General features: G+C 72.8%; 18 protein-coding genes and 1 other RNA gene. 8 read left to right on the top strand and 11 right to left on the bottom strand.

Annotation, left to right across the window (positions count from 1 at the left end):
- Positions 1 to 63: 63 nt before the first annotated feature.
- The 3 genes from ACTIF1_RS14375 to ACTIF1_RS14385 are packed head-to-tail and all read right to left on the bottom strand — an operon-like array spanning position 64 to position 2,871.
- Positions 64 to 1,458, bottom strand: coding sequence for an NAD(P)/FAD-dependent oxidoreductase (locus ACTIF1_RS14375; protein WP_439597125.1), 1,395 nt, complete (start codon positions 1,456 to 1,458; stop codon positions 64 to 66).
- Positions 1,455 to 1,751, bottom strand: coding sequence for a (2Fe-2S)-binding protein (locus tag ACTIF1_RS14380; protein ID WP_439597126.1), 297 nt, complete (start codon positions 1,749 to 1,751; stop codon positions 1,455 to 1,457). The genes ACTIF1_RS14375 and ACTIF1_RS14380 overlap by 4 nt, the downstream gene beginning before the upstream one ends.
- Positions 1,735 to 2,871 carry an NAD(P)/FAD-dependent oxidoreductase gene (locus ACTIF1_RS14385; protein WP_439597127.1) on the bottom strand — a complete coding sequence of 379 codons (1,137 nt, stop codon included), beginning with the start codon at positions 2,869 to 2,871 and terminating at the stop codon, positions 1,735 to 1,737. Before ACTIF1_RS14385 ends, ACTIF1_RS14380 begins: the two co-directional genes overlap by 17 nt.
- 82 nt (positions 2,872 to 2,953) lie before the next feature.
- Here ACTIF1_RS14385 and ACTIF1_RS14390 point away from each other — a divergent pair, with 82 nt between their 5' ends.
- Positions 2,954 to 4,462, top strand: coding sequence for an ABC transporter substrate-binding protein (locus tag ACTIF1_RS14390; protein WP_439597128.1), 1,509 nt, complete (start codon positions 2,954 to 2,956; stop codon positions 4,460 to 4,462).
- An 83-nt stretch (positions 4,463 to 4,545) separates the two neighbouring features.
- On the opposite strand, the gene ACTIF1_RS14395 is transcribed toward ACTIF1_RS14390, so the two are convergent.
- Entirely contained in the window at positions 4,546 to 5,154 is a 609-nt protein-coding gene (locus ACTIF1_RS14395; RefSeq protein ID WP_439597129.1) for a fasciclin domain-containing protein, read from the bottom strand.
- A gap of 192 nt (positions 5,155 to 5,346) precedes the next feature.
- On the opposite strand from ACTIF1_RS14395, the gene ACTIF1_RS14400 reads away from it, so the two are divergent.
- Genes ACTIF1_RS14400 through ACTIF1_RS14410 form a run of 3 tightly spaced genes read left to right on the top strand, consistent with a single transcriptional unit; the run spans position 5,347 to position 8,489 of the window.
- The gene (locus tag ACTIF1_RS14400) at positions 5,347 to 6,780 is read left to right on the top strand and encodes a cryptochrome/photolyase family protein (protein ID WP_439597130.1); all 1,434 of its coding nucleotides are present in this window, start codon (positions 5,347 to 5,349) and stop codon (positions 6,778 to 6,780) included.
- Positions 6,777 to 7,508: a metallophosphoesterase gene (locus tag ACTIF1_RS14405; RefSeq protein WP_439597131.1), complete on the top strand. Its 732-nt coding sequence runs from the start codon at positions 6,777 to 6,779 to the stop codon at positions 7,506 to 7,508. The genes ACTIF1_RS14400 and ACTIF1_RS14405 overlap by 4 nt, the downstream gene beginning before the upstream one ends.
- A 24-nt stretch (positions 7,509 to 7,532) precedes the next feature.
- Entirely contained in the window at positions 7,533 to 8,489 is a 957-nt protein-coding gene (locus tag ACTIF1_RS14410; RefSeq protein WP_439597132.1) for a hydroxymethylglutaryl-CoA lyase, read from the top strand.
- A 63-nt stretch (positions 8,490 to 8,552) separates the two neighbouring features.
- Here the strand turns inward: ACTIF1_RS14410 and ACTIF1_RS14415 are convergent, their stop codons facing one another.
- The 5 genes from ACTIF1_RS14415 to ACTIF1_RS14435 all read right to left on the bottom strand — a co-directional run bounded on the left by ACTIF1_RS14415 (position 8,553) and on the right by ACTIF1_RS14435 (position 10,889).
- The gene (locus ACTIF1_RS14415; protein ID WP_439597133.1) at positions 8,553 to 9,374 is read right to left on the bottom strand and encodes a TIGR00282 family metallophosphoesterase; all 822 of its coding nucleotides are present in this window, start codon (positions 9,372 to 9,374) and stop codon (positions 8,553 to 8,555) included.
- Positions 9,371 to 9,952: a 5-formyltetrahydrofolate cyclo-ligase gene (locus tag ACTIF1_RS14420; RefSeq protein ID WP_439597134.1), complete on the bottom strand. Its 582-nt coding sequence runs from the start codon at positions 9,950 to 9,952 to the stop codon at positions 9,371 to 9,373. The genes ACTIF1_RS14415 and ACTIF1_RS14420 overlap by 4 nt, the downstream gene beginning before the upstream one ends.
- A gap of 219 nt (positions 9,953 to 10,171) precedes the next feature.
- Positions 10,172 to 10,328, bottom strand: a non-coding RNA gene (ssrS, locus tag ACTIF1_RS14425) — 6S RNA.
- Positions 10,329 to 10,337: 9 nt separating this feature from the next.
- Positions 10,338 to 10,667: a cell division protein ZapA gene (locus ACTIF1_RS14430; protein ID WP_439597135.1), complete on the bottom strand. Its 330-nt coding sequence runs from the start codon at positions 10,665 to 10,667 to the stop codon at positions 10,338 to 10,340.
- Positions 10,668 to 10,889 (bottom strand): hypothetical protein, encoded by a 222-nt coding sequence (locus ACTIF1_RS14435; RefSeq protein ID WP_439597136.1) that lies wholly within the window; start codon positions 10,887 to 10,889, stop codon positions 10,668 to 10,670. It lies immediately after the preceding gene.
- 113 nt (positions 10,890 to 11,002) lie between these two features.
- Between ACTIF1_RS14435 and ACTIF1_RS14440 the strand changes: the two genes are divergently transcribed.
- Both ACTIF1_RS14440 and ACTIF1_RS14445 read left to right on the top strand, forming a co-directional pair.
- Positions 11,003 to 11,476, top strand: a complete 474-nt coding sequence (locus ACTIF1_RS14440; protein ID WP_439597137.1) for a hypothetical protein — start codon at positions 11,003 to 11,005, stop codon at positions 11,474 to 11,476.
- 41 nt (positions 11,477 to 11,517) lie between these two features.
- The gene (locus tag ACTIF1_RS14445; RefSeq protein WP_439597138.1) at positions 11,518 to 12,429 is read left to right on the top strand and encodes a class I fructose-bisphosphate aldolase; all 912 of its coding nucleotides are present in this window, start codon (positions 11,518 to 11,520) and stop codon (positions 12,427 to 12,429) included.
- A gap of 81 nt (positions 12,430 to 12,510) precedes the next feature.
- On the opposite strand, the gene ACTIF1_RS14450 is transcribed toward ACTIF1_RS14445, so the two are convergent.
- A complete protein-coding gene (locus tag ACTIF1_RS14450; RefSeq protein WP_439597139.1) occupies positions 12,511 to 12,879 on the bottom strand; it encodes a c-type cytochrome in 369 nt (122 codons plus the stop codon).
- 154 nt (positions 12,880 to 13,033) lie between these two features.
- Between ACTIF1_RS14450 and ACTIF1_RS14455 the strand changes: the two genes are divergently transcribed.
- Together ACTIF1_RS14455 and thiE are read left to right on the top strand one after the other, a co-directional pair.
- Positions 13,034 to 13,768: a sulfite exporter TauE/SafE family protein gene (locus tag ACTIF1_RS14455; RefSeq protein ID WP_439597140.1), complete on the top strand. Its 735-nt coding sequence runs from the start codon at positions 13,034 to 13,036 to the stop codon at positions 13,766 to 13,768.
- Positions 13,769 to 13,796: 28 nt separating this feature from the next.
- Positions 13,797 to 14,435 carry a thiamine phosphate synthase gene (gene thiE, locus ACTIF1_RS14460; RefSeq protein WP_439597141.1) on the top strand — a complete coding sequence of 213 codons (639 nt, stop codon included), beginning with the start codon at positions 13,797 to 13,799 and terminating at the stop codon, positions 14,433 to 14,435.
- On the opposite strand, the gene ACTIF1_RS14465 is transcribed toward thiE, so the two are convergent.
- On the bottom strand, positions 14,427 to 14,894 hold the full coding sequence (locus ACTIF1_RS14465; RefSeq protein ID WP_439597142.1) for a hypothetical protein: 468 nt from the start codon (positions 14,892 to 14,894) through the stop codon (positions 14,427 to 14,429). The genes thiE and ACTIF1_RS14465 overlap by 9 nt on opposite strands.
- Positions 14,895 to 14,899: the final 5 nt, after the last annotated feature.

Genomic DNA, 14,899 nt, shown 5'->3' on the forward strand with positions numbered 1-14,899 from the left:
CACCCAACCCTCTCCCCCATAGGAAGTGGGGGAGAGGGCTTTTGCCCATCGCCTGCGCCGGCCTCATCCCGCCAGCGCCGCCAGCTCGCCCAGCGTCAGCGGCTTGGTCGGGAAGCGGGTGCGGAAGGGGTCGACCTCGCCGCCCGGCACCCCGCGCGCCGCCGCGATCACGCCATGCACCGCCGGGCCGCAGATGCGCCCCTGGCAGGGCCCCATGCCGGCGCGGGTGAAGGCCTTGGTCTGGTTGGCGCCGAGGCAGCCCAGCGCCACCGCCTGGCGCACCCGCCCGGCGGTCACCTCCTCGCAGCGGCAGAGGATCGTCTCGTCGGGGATGGCCGCCTCGGGCAGCGGCGGGAACATGGCGTCCAGGAACAGGCGCGGCGCCAGTTGCCGGTCGCGCAGCAGGCGCAGCGGGCCGGCGCGGCCGTCGCGCTCATCGGTGGTGATGCGGCCCAGCGCCCGCGCCGCCTCCAGCGCCGCGATGCGGCCGGAGAGCGCGGCCGCCCGCGCACCGCCGATGCCGCCCGAATCCCCCGCCACCATCACCCCCGGCACCGCCGTATTGCCCCAGAGATCGAGCCCCGGCCGCCAGCAGCGCTGCACCGGGTCCCAGCCATGGGTGAGGCCGGCGATGGCGCGCGTCACCTGGGTATTCGGCACGACGCCGTCATGCAGCAGCAGCAGGTCCGCCGGATGCGCCACGCCATCCACCAGGATGCGCGCCAAGCGCCCCTCCCCTTCCGCGCGCAATTCGCGGGCCGGGATCACTTGCACCGCGCGCTTCACCCGCCGCTGCCACACAAGGCCGCGCCAGAGATATTCCGGCGCCTTCAGCGCCCGCAGCAGATGCGGCCGGGCGCGCTGCAGGCCGCCGGGTGGCGAGAGATCCACGATTCCCGCGATGGCACCGCCTTTCTCCAGCGCCTGCACCGCATAGAGCCAGAGCAGCGGCCCCTGCCCGGCCAGCCAGACCGCGCCTTCCGGCACCAGCCCGCCGGTCTTCAGCGCGATCTGCGCGGCGCCGACGCTCATCACCCCCGGCAGGGTCCAGCCCGGGATCGGCAGCGGGCGTTCGGTGGCGCCGGCGCAGAGGATCAGCCGCTCCGCCTGGATGGAGCGGGCCGCGCCGCCCTCGGACCAGAAGACCTTGCCCTCGGGCTCGACGGCCCAGAGGGTGGCGTTCGGGCGGTAGCTGGCGCCCGAGGCCCGGAAGGCCGCGGCCAGTTTCGCGCCGTCCTTGTCCTGGTCGTCCCTCGCTTCGCGCTTCTCAACAGCGCGATGCACCTGCCCGCCCGGCGCGGCATTCTCGTCCAGCACCAGCACCCGCATGCCATGCGCGCGCGCCTCGGTCGCTGCCGCCATGCCCGCGGGGCCGGCGCCCAGCACCAGCACATCCGTGGTCTCCGCCACTGGCGGCTTCGCGGCGCCCTCGGCGGTCCATTCGTCGGCGACGCTCATGCCGCGTCCTCCGCAAAGCCGCGCGCGCCGTGCTGCATCGAGGCGACCAGCCCGGGCGTCACCGGCACCAGGCAGGCCTGCACGTTCTGCGCGCCCGCCACCTGCACCAGGCAATCAAAGCAGGCGCCCATCAGACATAGCGGCCCGCGTGCCGCACCCGTCACCGGCGTTTCCCGGAACGTCGTGATGCCGGCAGCCAGCAGCGCCACGGCGAGACTCTCGCCCGCCCGCGCCGGCAGCTCCCGCCCCTCCCACCAGAATGTGCAGTCGGGGGGGTCAGTGCGACGAAACATGGGTCATTCCAACAAAGCGATCCGGATGCAGGTCGCGCGCATGTTCGGGCAGCACGCCGGCCAGCACCGCTTCCGCCAGCGGCCCCGCATGCACGGCGGCCAGCGTCACGCCCGAATGGCAGGTGGCGACGAAGCAGCCGGGATGGGTGGCGCTTTCCGCATAGGCGGGAAAGCCATCCGGCGTCATCGGCCGCAGCGCCGCCCAGCTGCGCACCATGCGCGCCTGCGACAGCACCGGCAGCACGCGCAAGGCACGCGCCGCCATGGTGGCCAGCGCCGCCGTGGTGGTGGCCGTCGCGAAACTGCCGTCATCCTCGCTGGTCACGCCGATCTGCACCGTGCCGTCGCCGGTCTGGCGGATGGCGCTGGCCGGCAGCGGCAGCAGCGGCGCCAGGCGCTCCGTGACGATGTTCTGGCCGCGCACCGGCCGCACCGGCACATCCAGCCCGACCATTTTGGCCAGCGGCGTCGTCTTCACGCCGGCGGCGACGACGATGCGCTGGGCCGTGACCTCGCTGCCATCCTCCCGCGTCACGCGATAGCCGCCGGCGATGGGCTCCACCGCCTGCACCGGCGCGCCCGGCAGATGCACCCCGCCCGCCGCGCGCAGGCCCGCCTGCAGCCCACGCAACAGCATCAGCGGATCGACATGGCCATCGGCCGGCTGGTAGCTGGCGCCCCGCACTTCCGGCCCCAGCGGGCAGCCCGGCATCAGCGCCTGCAGCTGCGCACGGTCCAGCATCTGCAGGCCTTCCTGGCCCTGGTTGTGCATGCGCTGCACGAAAAGCTGCCGCGCCCCGAATTCCGCATCGTCCAGGCAGAAGGTCAGCCCGCCCACCGCGCGATACTGCACGTCCCGCCCCGCCAGGGTGGAGGCCCGCTCCGCCAGCGCCGGCCACAGCGCCACGCTGCGCCGCGTCCAGGCCGCATAGGCCGGCATGCCGTCGCCTTTCGATTGCGACCAGACCAGGCCGAAATTGCCGCGCGCCGCGCGCAGCGCCACGTCGCCCTCGTCCAGCATGGCGACGCGCGCACCGCGTTCCGCGCAGCCAAAGCCAATGGCGGAGCCCACCATGCCGCCGCCGAGGATCGCGACGTCGAAGAGACCTGGGGATGACATGCTTGCGAGGGTGGCGCGGCCGGGCCCATCCTGCAAGCCGGGAAGGTTTCGGCCGCAAGGGCCGTCGGGAAGGACAGGACAAATGCGCAGCAGGCTGCTGGCCCTCGCCCTGGCGTTCGCGCTGCCCTCGGCCGTCATGGCCCAGACGCTGCGTGTCGGGCTGATCGCGCAGGACATGGGCACCACCGATCCGCATCGCGCCAGCGCGACGCAGGACAAGGCGCCGCTCGCCTGGGCCTATGACGGGCTGGTGCGCTTCCCGCCCGGCTCCGCCGATCCCGCGAAGCTGGAGCCCGACCTGGCGGAAAGCTTCGTGCGCAGCCCTGACGGCCTCAGCTTCACCTTCCGCCTGCGGCCCGGCATCCGCTTCCATGACGGCACGGCGATGGAGGCGGAGGATGTGGTCTTCTCCCTCCGCCGCGCCGCGGATCGCGCCCGCAGCGCCTTCTCCGGCGATTATGCGCCGGTCACGGCGATCGAGGTGCTGGACCCGATGACGGTGCGCGTGACGCTGCGCGAGGCGGTGGCCGGCGCGCTCGGGCTTTTCGCCAACTACCATGGCGGCATGATCGTCTCCCGCCGCGCCGATGCCGGCGGCCAGGCGCCCGGCACCGGCCCCTTCCGGCTGGAACGCGCCGGCGGCGGCGCGGCGCGGATGGTGGCGCATGACGCGCATTGGCGCGGCCGCCCGGCGATCCGCGCCATCGAACTGCGCTTCATCACCTCCGATGCCACGCGCGAACTCGCCTATACCGCCGGCGAGCTCGACCTGTTCATCGGCCGGCGGGAGCAGCGCTGGGTGGAGCGGATGCGCGCGCATCCGAATACGGTGGTGGAGGTCTTCTCGCCCGGCGAATTCCGCACCCTGCTGATCAGCAGCCGCAGCGCGCCGCTGAACGATGGCCGCGTGCGCCGCGCCGTGCAGCATGCCATCGATACGCATGCGATCGCGCGCTTCGTGGGCCTCGACGTGGCGACCCCCTGGGCCAGCCCGGTGCCGCCCGGCTATCTCGGCGCGACGGAGGATCTGCCGCGCTATCCGCACGACCTGGCGCGTGCGCGGGCCCTGCTGGCCCAGGCCGGGCACCCGAACGGCGTCACCATCCGTGCCGTCGTCTCCTCCAACTCCGCGCAATTGCCGATCATGGAAGTGGTGCAGGCGCAGCTGCGGCGCGCGAATATCCGCCTCGACATGGAGGTGGTGGAACATGCGACCTATCACGCGCGGATCCGCCAGGACCTGTCGCAGCTCACCTTCTACGGCGCCGCGCGCTATCCGGTGGCGGACAGCTACCTCGGCCAGTTCTACCATTCGCGCAGCGCGCCGGGGCAGCCCACCATGTCGCTGAACTTCGCCCATTGCAGCGCCGCCGATGCGGAGATCGATGCGGCGCGGGCGGAACCGGACGAGGCGCGACAGCTCGCCCTCTGGGCGACCGCGCAGCGCAAGGTGATGGAGGCCGGCTGCAGCCTGCCGCTCTTCGACCTGAAGCAGGTCTGGGTGCGCCGCGCCGGTCTCAGCCTGGGCTACCGGCTGGAAGGCTCGCTGAACCTCGGCCCCGCCATCACGGCGCAGACGCGGCTGGACTGACACCGACACGAAAAAGCCCGCCGCGGCCGAAGCCGGGCGGGCCATGGATCACCTGCCGGCCGAGGCCGGCAGATGGCCCGTCATCACGGCCAGATGACCTGGTCGATGCCGTGGATCACGCCGTTGCTGGCGACGATATCGGCCGCCACCACGCGCGCCGGCTGCGCCGCGACGTTCATGCCGGCGGCGCCGAAGCCGGCCACCTGCTGGCCGGGCGCCGGGTTGCGCAGCGTCACCGCGCCATTCGCCATGGCCAGCGCGATATCCGCGCCATTGCGCGTGGTCAGGCGGCGCTCGGCGCCGGTCAGCTCGGTGGAGCGGAAGGCACCCGGGACGACGTGGTAGTTGATCAGCGCGGCCAGGCGCTGGCGATCCACGCTCTCCTGGCTGCCGCCGGCGGAATTGGTGCCGGTGAGCTGCTGCAGCAGGTTCGCCGGGGCGCCCTGGAAGGCGGCGTCGATCGGCGCGAAGACCGTCATCGGCTGCGCGGCGCGGAAATTCTCCACCATGCCGGCGCGGGTGATCAGGTCCAGGAAGCGCGAAAAGCGCGTATCGCCGGCCATGGTATCGGCCAGGGTGCGGGTCGGCGGCACGGTCTGGGCGCGCAGGATGGCGGGGGCGGCCAGGGTGCCGGCGGCGACCATGGAGCCGATCGTCAGGAAGCCGCGGCGCGGCAGGCGGGTTTCGATCATGGGGGTTCTTCCTTTTCTGTGGCCCGCACAGCCGCGGCCTCGGGGGCGGCCTGGCATTGCGGTCGGGGGCAGAACGCCGCGGCCCCGAATTGGTTCAACGGCACCGAACCGGATCGGTCACCGCGCGCCAGGGGCGCCTGACTTGCACCTGCCATGGCTCCCTTCCGGCCCGATCCACCCTAGATAGGGAGGATGACCGAGCCTTCGCTGCTGTGGTTCCGCCACGACCTTCGCCTCTCCGACCACCCCGCCCTGCTCGCCGCCGTGGCCGGCGGCCGCCCGGTCCTGCCGGTCTTCGTGCTGGATGACGCGGCCGCGGGCCTGCATCGGCCCGGCGGCGCCGCCCGCTGGTGGCTGCGGGCCAGCCTGGCCGCGCTGGGCCGGGAGCTCGCCGCGCGCGGCGCGCCGCTGCTGCTGGCACGTGGCCGAGCGGAGACGGTTCTGCCGGCGCTCGCCGCGGCCATCGGCGCGGCGGCGGTGCATGCCGGCCGCGCCTATGAGCCCTGGGCCCGGGCGCAGAGCCAGCGGGTGCATGAGGCGCTGGCCGATGCCGGCCTTGGCCTGACCCTGCATACCACCGGATTGCTGCGGGAGCCGCATGGCTTCGGTTCCGGCAGCGGCAAGCCCTATGCGGTCTATACCCCCTTCGCCAAGGCGATGCTGGCCGCCGGTGAACCGCCGCCGCCCCGCCCGGCGCCGGATCGCCTGGCCGGGGTGCCGCATCCGCCGGGGGGCGAGACGCTGGAGGCGCTGGATCTCTATCCCGTGCCGGGGGAGCCGGATTGGGCGGCCGGCTTCGGCGCCAGCTGGCAGCCTGGGGAGGCCGGGGCCCAGGCCCGGCTCGCCCGCTTCACGCGCCAGGCCCTCGGCGCCTATGACCGGCAGCGCAACCTGCCGGGGGTCGATGGCTCGTCCGGCCTCTCGCCACATCTGCGCTGGGGGGAGGTCTCGCCCGGCCAGGTCTGGCATGCGGCGCGGGCCGCGCAGGCCGATGCGACGGGCACGGAGACCTTCCTGAAGGAGATCCTCTGGCGCGAGTTCTCGTACCATCTGCTCTGGCACCGCCCCGAAATGCCGCAGGCGCCGCTGCGGGCCGAATTCGCCCGCTTCCCCTGGCAGCCTGACGCCAGATTGCTGGAAGCCTGGCAGCAGGGGCGCACCGGCTATCCGGTGGTGGATGCCGGCATGCGCCAGCTGTGGCAGACGGGATGGATGCACAACCGCGTCCGCATGATCGCCGCCAGCCTGCTGGTGAAGCACCTGCTGCAGCCCTGGCAGGCGGGCGCCGCCTGGTTCTGGGACACGCTGGTGGATGCCGACCTCGCCTCCAACAGCGCCTCCTGGCAATGGGTGGCGGGCAGCGGCAGCGATGCCGCGCCCTATTTCCGCGTCTTCAACCCCATCCTGCAGGGCGAGAAATTCGACCCCGAGGGCCGCTACCTGCGCCGCTTCGTGCCGGAACTGGCGAAGCTGCCGCAGGCCTTCCTGCACAAGCCCTGGGAAGCGCCGGCCGAGGTGCTGGCGGCCGCGGGGGTGCGGCTGGGCCAGTCCTATCCGCGGCCGGTCGTGGCCCATGAGGCGGGCCGGGCCCGGGCGCTGGCAGCCTTCGCGGCGCTGCGCGCATGAGGGACCGTCCGGAGCATCTCTGGCGCGGTTTTGCGGGGCTGCGCGTGGTTGCCGATGTGCATGGCGACGCGGAAGCCTTCATTCATGCCATCGAGGGTGCGCTCGCGGCGGATATGTTCGTCCTCCAACTGGGCGACCTGACCGACCACGGGCCCGACAGCCCGGAGGTGCTGCGCCGCATCTTCGACCTGATCGATCGCGGCCAGGGGCTGTTCCTGCTCGGCAACCACGACCACAAGCTGCGCCGCGCCCTGACCGGCACACAGCTGCGCATCCAGCCGGAGGGGCTGGGCCGGACCCTGGCGCAGCTGGATGCGGCGCCGGATGGCGAGGCGCTGAAGGCGCGCGCAGTGGCGGAGATCGCCCGCGCCCCGGCCTGGATCCGCGATGGCGGGCGCATCTTCGTCCATGGCGGCTACCACCCGGGCATGCTGCATTCCGCGCCGCCGCCGGATGCCGGGACGCAGAAGGCGCAGGGGCTGGTGACGCGGGCGCTCTTCGGCCAGGTGACCGGGCGGATGCGGCAGGATGGCTTCCCGGACCGGGTGCATGACTGGGTGGACAAGATCCCGGCCGATGTGACCGTGGTCTGCGGCCATGACCGCCGCAGCCTGGATGGCCGCCCCTTCGTGGCGGAGGGCGCGCTCGGCGGCCGCTGCATTTTTCTCGATTGCGGCGCCGGCAAGGGCGGGCACCTGGCCTGGATCGACCTGCCAAGCTGGGCCTAGAACGGTCGTTGAGGGAGCACTGCCATGACCGACCTGCCCAGCACCGTCGAAATCCGCGAGGAAGGCCCGCGCGAGGGCTTCCAGATCGAGCCCGGGCCGATCCCGACCGCGCGCAAGGTGGCGCTGGTGGATGCGCTCTCCGCCACCGGGCTGCATCACATCCAGGTCTGTTCCTTCGTCTCGCCCAAGCTGGTGCCGGGCTGGGCGGATGCGGAGGCGGTGGTGGCGGGCTTCGCGCCGAAGCCGGGCGTGACCTACACGGCGCTGTGGTTCAACGCGGCCGGGCTCAACCGGGCGCTCGCCTTCAAGGACCGGCTGAAGGTGGAGGGCGCGGTCACCGTGGTGGCCAGCGAAGCCTTCTCGCTGAAGAACCTGAATCGCGACCGCGCCAAAAACCTCGAAGCGCAGCGCGCCAATGTGGCGGCGCATCTCGCGGCCGGCGTCGCGGTGTCGCGCATCAGCGTGCAGGCCGCCTTCGGCTGCAACTATTCGGGCGATGTGCCGCCCGAAAAGGTGGTGCAGGCGCTGGAGGATGCCTTCGCCATCGGCGCCGGGCAGGGCCTTTCGCTGCGCGAGGCGACGCTGGCCGATACCATGGGCTGGGCGACGCCGGCGCGGATCGAGCGGGTGCTGGGCGAGGTCCGCAGCCGCTGGCCGGATCTCTCCATCATCCTGCATCTGCACGACACGCGGGGCCTGGGCATCGCCAATGCCCATGCCGGGCTGCGGCTGGGCGTCTCCCGCTTCGACACCACGGTCGGCGGCCTCGGCGGCTGTCCCTTCGCGGGGCAGCCGGGCGCGCCGGGCAATATCGCGACGGAGGAGCTCGTCCTGCTCTGCGAGGAGATGGGCATCGCCACCGGCATCGACCTCGACGCGCTGGTCGAGGCCGGGCGGCTGGCGGAGGAGGTGGTGGGCCGCACCCTGCCCAGCACCATGCTCCGCAGCGGCACGCTGGCGCGGTTCCGCCAAGCCGCCTGACCTTCAAGCCCTCCCCCCTGCTTAGGGGGGAGGGTTGGGTGGGGGGCCGCCGCGCAGCCCGCCTCAGACCGCCGGCATCACCTGGCTCAACCGCCCGCCCATCCGCAGCGGCTCGATGCGGGTCGCAAGCCCGGTGGCGTCATCCGTTTCCAGGAATACCCCGCACACCGTCGCCTCGCCCTCGGCCGGGGCCAGCTTCTCGCCCGGCACCTTCTTCCAGAAGCGCAGCGCGGCGCCGCCCTTCTGCATGCCGATGACGCTGTCATAGTCGCCGCACATGCCGGCATCGGTCATGTAGCCGGTGCCACCGACCAGGATCTGGTGGTCCGCGCTCGGTGTATGGGTATGCGTGCCGACCACCAGCGAAACCTTGCCATCGAAGCTGTGGCCCATGGCGAGCTTTTCCGAACTGGCCTCGGCGTGGAAATCGACCAGGATCGCCTGCACCGTGCCGCCGGCGCCCATGCGATGCGCGGCGATGGCGGCCTGCACGCCCCGGAACGGATCGTCCAGCGCATCCATGAACAGCCGCCCCATGGCCTGCACCACCAGCGCCTTCCGGCCATCCGCCAGCACCGCGACGAAGGCCCCCTTCCCCGGCGTGCCCGGCGGATAGTTCAAGGGCCGGATCAGCCGCGGCTCCGTTTCGATGTACGAAAAAATCTCCTTGCGGTCCCAGGCGTGGTTGCCCAGCGTCAGCACATCGGCGCCGGCGGTGAACAAGGCACGCGCCATCTCCGGCGCCAGGCCGAAGCCGTGGCTGGCATTCTCGGCATTCACCACCACCAGGTCGAGCTTCAGCCGCTCCCGCAGCTGGGGAATGGCGGCACCGGCGGCATCGCGGCCGGAGCGGCCGACGAGGTCGCCGAGGAAGAGGATTCTCAAGCTTTCGCGGCTCCGCAGAAGATCACGCCCCGCTCCGTCGCGATGGCGTCGAGGGGCGCGTCGTCCACCCCCACGGGCACTTCGTCAACCTCCTGGGCGGCATAGGCCACGCCGATGGCGGTGGCGCCGGGCAGGATGGCCAGCGTCCGGTCGTAATAGCCGCCGCCATAGCCGAGGCGATGGCCGGCACGGTCGAAGGCCAGCAGGGGCACCAGCAGCCAGTCGGGCGTCAGCGGCGGCTGGTCCGCGCTGGGCTGGCTGGTGCCGAGCGGGCCGCGGGCGAGGGTGTCGCCGGGCTGCCAGGCGCGGAAGGCCAGCGGCTGGCCGCGCTTCGGCGTGACCGGCAGGGCGATGCGATGGCCGCGGGCGTGGAGGGCGTGCAGCAGCGGGCGGATGTCGATCTCGGCGCCCATCGGCCAGAAGCCGGCGACGGTGGCACCGGGGGGTGGCGGGCATTCGCGCAGGAGGTGGTCGGTCAGCGCGGCGCCCAGGGCGGGGTCGCAGGCGGCGCGGCGGGCGAGCGCGAGCTTGCGGGCTTCGGCCTTAAGGGCGGCGAGGAGATCGGGGCAGAGCATCATGCGGCTGGGTGAGCCCAGACGGCACGCCCCCCCCCACCCCGACCCTCCCCCCCTTCAGGGGAGAGGGGGAAGCAGGGCGCCCGGTGACATGAGCGGCAACCGCCGTGGAGAAGTGCGACCTGCGGCGCGCCCAGCAGGTGCGCAGGCCGGGCGCCCATGTGCGGGGCGCGAAGGCAAGGCCGCGGATGCGGCCGCCCGCCGTTTGAGGGTATGGCTGAGTGCGGAGCCACCATGGCCGTGGGCTTGATAACCCTCCTGAGACCTGCTGGTGCAGGTGGGAGCCAGATACTCGGACCACGGCCCGAACAGCGCCAGCCCCCGGAGGATGCTCATTGGCCCCGGGGGTTAAAGTGCCTCACCAACCGGGCAGCCCCGCCCCACCCACTTAGGGGCGGTCGAGGGTCTGGGCAATGCCCTCGATGCGATCGGCGATACGGGCCAGGCGCTCGGCCAGCTTCGGGTCGGGCTGCGGGGCGGCCATGTTCTGGCCGGCGCGGGCCTGGGACAGGGCCACCTTCAGGTCGTGCACCTCATCCGCCAGCAGCAGGGCGCCGAGCAGCAGCAGCCGGCTTTCGCCGAACTGGCCGCCCATCGCCTTGATGGAATTGACCCGCTTGTCCACCTCGCCGGCCAGGGCGACCAGATGCGCCTCCTGCCCATCCTCGCAGGATACGGGGTGGCTGTAGCCGCCGACGCGGACGGTGACCTGGCCCATCTATTGATCCTCTCCGAGCGCCGCGCGCAGCCGCGCAATCGTCTCGTCCAAACGGTCCGCGATGGCGGCGACGGCGGCGCGGGGCACGCCCTCGCCGGTCATCCCTTCGGCCAGGCCAGGGCGCGGCTGGGCGGCCGCCTGTGCGAGGCGTTCCACCGCCTCCTCGAGCCGCGCCAGGGCGCGGCTCGTCGGGTCGCCCGTCTCCGCACGCGTAGCTGACACCCGAAAGCCCCCAAACCGTTCGCAGCCCAGCCGCAGCGACTGCGCGCATGCGCCTTGTCGCCACCGGTTCCGGCATGCTCAACGCTTTGCATGCACGGCGCGGCGGGTCAACGGTGAGCGTGGTTCGGGGCGACTTCGACGCGCCGGCGGCGGGGGGATGGCCGCCGGCGATCACGATCCGATCAGCGGCGGAGCTGCGCTGGCTGGTCGGCGAGGTCGCGCCGGACCAGGTCCTGCTGCTCTCGGCACCCGGTGCCGCGGGCTTCCTGGGGCCGCAGGCCTGGCGCGCCCTGGCGGCGCTGGCGCCGGGCTTCGCCGATGCGCTCTGCTGCGGCGCGGCCGCCGGCGACGCCCTGGCGGCGCTGCGCGCCGGCTGCCGGCTGGTGGTGCTGGAGGGTGGTTGTGCGGCCCATGCCGCCCTGAGCCTGGCGGCCGCGGAAGTCGGGGCGCGGGTCCTGCCGGCGCGTCCGCCGGCGCTGGACCTGCAGACCCTGGACCTGCGGCGCCCCTTCGCCCGCGCAAAACTGAGCGAATGGCGCGCGAAAGCAGCCGCCCCGGCGCATGACACCCGCGCATCCCTGCGCTAAACGCAGGCATCCATTGCCGCCCGCCGAGAGGACTCGAAAAAATGCGCCTGACGCCGAAGGTCCAGGAAATCCTGTCCTGGTATGAGAGCGACAATCCCGGGACCAAGGCGAACCTCGCCCGCATCCTGATGGCCGGCAAGCTGGGCGGCACCGGCCGCATGGTGATCCTGCCGGTCGACCAGGGCTTCGAGCACGGCCCGGCCCGCAGCTTCGCCCCGAACCCCGCAGCCTACGACCCGCGCTACCTGTTCGAGCTGGCGCTGGAGGCGGGCCTCAACGCCTATGCCGCGCCGCTCGGCATGATCGAGGCGGGTGCGGCCACCTACGCCGGCAGCATCCCGACCATCCTGAAGGTGAACAGCAGCAACAGCCTGTCCACCACCAAGGACCAGGGCGTGACGGCCAGCGTGGGCGATGCGCTGCGGCTCGGCTGCTCGGCCATCGGCTTCACCATCTACCCCGGCTCCGAATACCAGTTCGAGATGATCGAGGAGCTCCGCGAGATGGCGGAGGAGGCGAAGTCCGTGGGCCTCGCCGTGGTGGTCTGGAGCTATCCGCGCGGCCCGATGCTGGACAAGGTGGGTGAGACGGCGCTCGATATCTGCGCCTATGCCGCGCATATGGCGGCGCTGACCGGCGCGCATATCATCAAGGTGAAGCCGCCGACCTCCGCCGTCAGCCTGGAGGCCGCGAAGAAGACCTACCAGGCGAGCCCGGTGGAGGACGACGCCGTGGCCCGCTTCAAGCACATCGTGCAGGCCTGCTTCGGCGGCCGCCGCCTGGTGGTCTTCTCGGGCGGCGAGGCCAAGGGCACCGAGGCGATCCTGGATGAGGTGCGCGCCATCCACGCCGCCGGCGGCAATGGCTCCATCATGGGCCGCAATGCCTTCCAGCGCTCCAAGGCCGATGCCCTGGCGCTGCTGGCCGCCATCATCAACGTCTACAAGCACTGAATTCTTGGGCACCGGGGCCTCGGCCCCGGGTCTTCGCCGCAGCCGGGTCCGTGAGGATCCGGCTGTTGGCGTTTCAGGACCTCATCGCGAAGGGGCGAGGCTGGCCATATAGGCGGCCAGGTTGTGCCGTTCCTCCGCCGAGAGGGTGAAGGGCGGCATGGCGGCGTGCGGGCGCTGCAGGAAGGCCTCGATGGCCTCCCGGCTCGGCCCGCCCTGCGCCAGCAGCACGAAGCTCGGCGTGCCGCTGCGGCGCGTGGGCTGCGCCGTCTCCGCCACGTCGTGGCAGCCGCCGCAGCGGTTGTCGGCGGTCCAGCGGCCGCGCGCCGCCTCCGCCTGCCCGCCGCGCAGGTTGTTGAAGGCCAGGATGCTGATCGCCAGCGCGGCGACGACCAGGCCGGCGATCAGGCCGATGCGCCGAGACTGGCCTTCGGCCGGTGGTGAACTGGACATGGGCAAAACCTCCGCGCGCCCGGGCGACCCGCCGCCGCTCGGAACGGTTCGGCAAGGATGGGCCCGGCCGGGCGCCGCGTCCGTGATCTGAATCAACCGGAAACTTCGGCGCGGGCCGAAGCCTTCCGTAAAGGAATGCGGCAGCCTGCGGCGCGTGGACCTTACGAACCTCGCCGTCATCGGCCTCGTCTTCCTGATCGCCGGCGCCGCCAAGGGGCTGATCGGCCTCGGCCTGCCGACCATCGCCATCGGCCTGCTGGCACTGGTCATGCCGCCGGCCGAGGCCGCGGGGCTGCTGCTGCTGCCCTCGCTGGTCACCAATATCCTGCAGGCCAGCGGCCCGGGCTGGCGCGTCCTGCTGCGCCGGCTCTGGCCCATGCTGCTGCTGCTGGTGCCCGGCACGCTGGCGGGAATCCGCCTGCTGACCGGCGGCGGGCCGCTGGCGCTGGGGCTGCTCGGCCTGGCGCTGGCCGCCTATGGCGGCTGGGGGCTCTTCGCGCCGCCCACCCACCTGTCCGCCCGGATGGAGCGGCTGAGCGCGGCGCCGATCGGGCTGGCCGGCGGGCTGGTGACGGGGGCGACAGGCGTCTTCGTCATGCCGGTGGTGCCCTGGCTCGGCGCGCTGGGGCTTTCGCGGGATGCGCTGGTGCAGGCGCTGGGCCTGTCCTTCCTGGTGGCGACGCTGGCGCTCGGCCTGGCGCTGGCCTGGCAGGGCAGCTTCACGCCGGTCTCGGCCGGGGCCTCGCTGCTGGCGCTGCCGCCGACGCTGGCGGGGCTGGCGCTGGGCAGCCGGCTGCGCGGGCTGATCCCGCCGCCGCTGTTCCGCCGCATCTTCTTCGGCAGCCTGCTGGCACTCGGCGCGCATCTCGCCATCAGGGGGCTTGCGTGAGGCCCCCGGCTGGCGCCACAGACCGGCCATGCCCGACCCCGACGCCTGCCGCCTCTACCTCATCACCCCGCCCGCCCTGCCGGACCTGCCCGGCTTCGCCGACAGCCTGGCGCGCGCGCTGGATGCCGGTGATGTCGCGGCCCTGCAGATCCGCCTGAAGGGCGCGCCGGATGAGGCGGTGCTGCGCGCGGCGGAGGCGCTGATCCCGGTGGCGCAGGCGCGCGACGTGGCGGTGCTGATGAACGACCGCATGGACCTGGCGAAGCGCGCCGGCTGCGACGGCGTGCATCTCGGCCAGGGCGATGGCGACCCGCTGGCCGCCCGCAAGCTGCTGGGGGCGGAGGCGATGATCGGCGTGACCTGCCATGCCTCCCGCCACCTGGCCATGGAGGCCGGCGAGGCGGGCGCCGACTACGTCGCCTTCGGCGCCTTCTTCCCCACGGGGACGAAGGAGACCGTGCACCAGGCGGACCCCGAGATCCTGGAATGGTGGTCCGAGATGTTCGAGCTGCCCTGCGTCGCCATCGGTGGCATCACGGCGGCGAACTGCCCGCCGCTGGTCCGGGCCGGCGCGGATTTTCTCGCCGTCGTCGGCGCGGTGTGGAGCCACCCCGAGGGCCCGGCCGCCGGCGTGCGGGCGATGAATGCGGCGATCGCCTCAGCCTGACTGTCTCATCTCAGCTGGGGGCAGCGGCCGCCAGACACCCCGGAAGGCCAGCGCCGCGGCGAGCCCGGCCAGTACGCCAAGCGGCAGCAGGAAGCCGATCCGGCCCGCCGCCGCCAGCTCCACGCTGCCCAGCAGCGCCCCGCCGCCGAGCGCACCCGCCAGCAGATGGCCCCGGCCCCGCTCCCAGCCCCGCACAACCAGCAGCAGGTGCAGCGGCAGGCCGCCGATCAGGGTCAGCAGCAGCACATAGGGCAGCACGACCAGCGGCACCGCCAGGCTGCGCAGCGCATCCGACAGCGCCGCCGCATTTAGCCTCGACTCGGCCGCCTCCGTCACCAGCCAGAACAGGATGAAGACCAGCAGCGGCGTGAAGGTGGCGGCCAGCGCCGCAGCCAGCACGCCGAGCGCGAGGCGCCAGCCGGACAGGCCGATGAAGCGTGCCGCCAGATCCCCTCGCAACGCTG

Origin of the sequence: Falsiroseomonas sp., from assembly GCF_051860665.1 — a bacterium.
In the GTDB taxonomy this organism is placed as follows: domain Bacteria; phylum Pseudomonadota; class Alphaproteobacteria; order Acetobacterales; family Acetobacteraceae; genus Falsiroseomonas.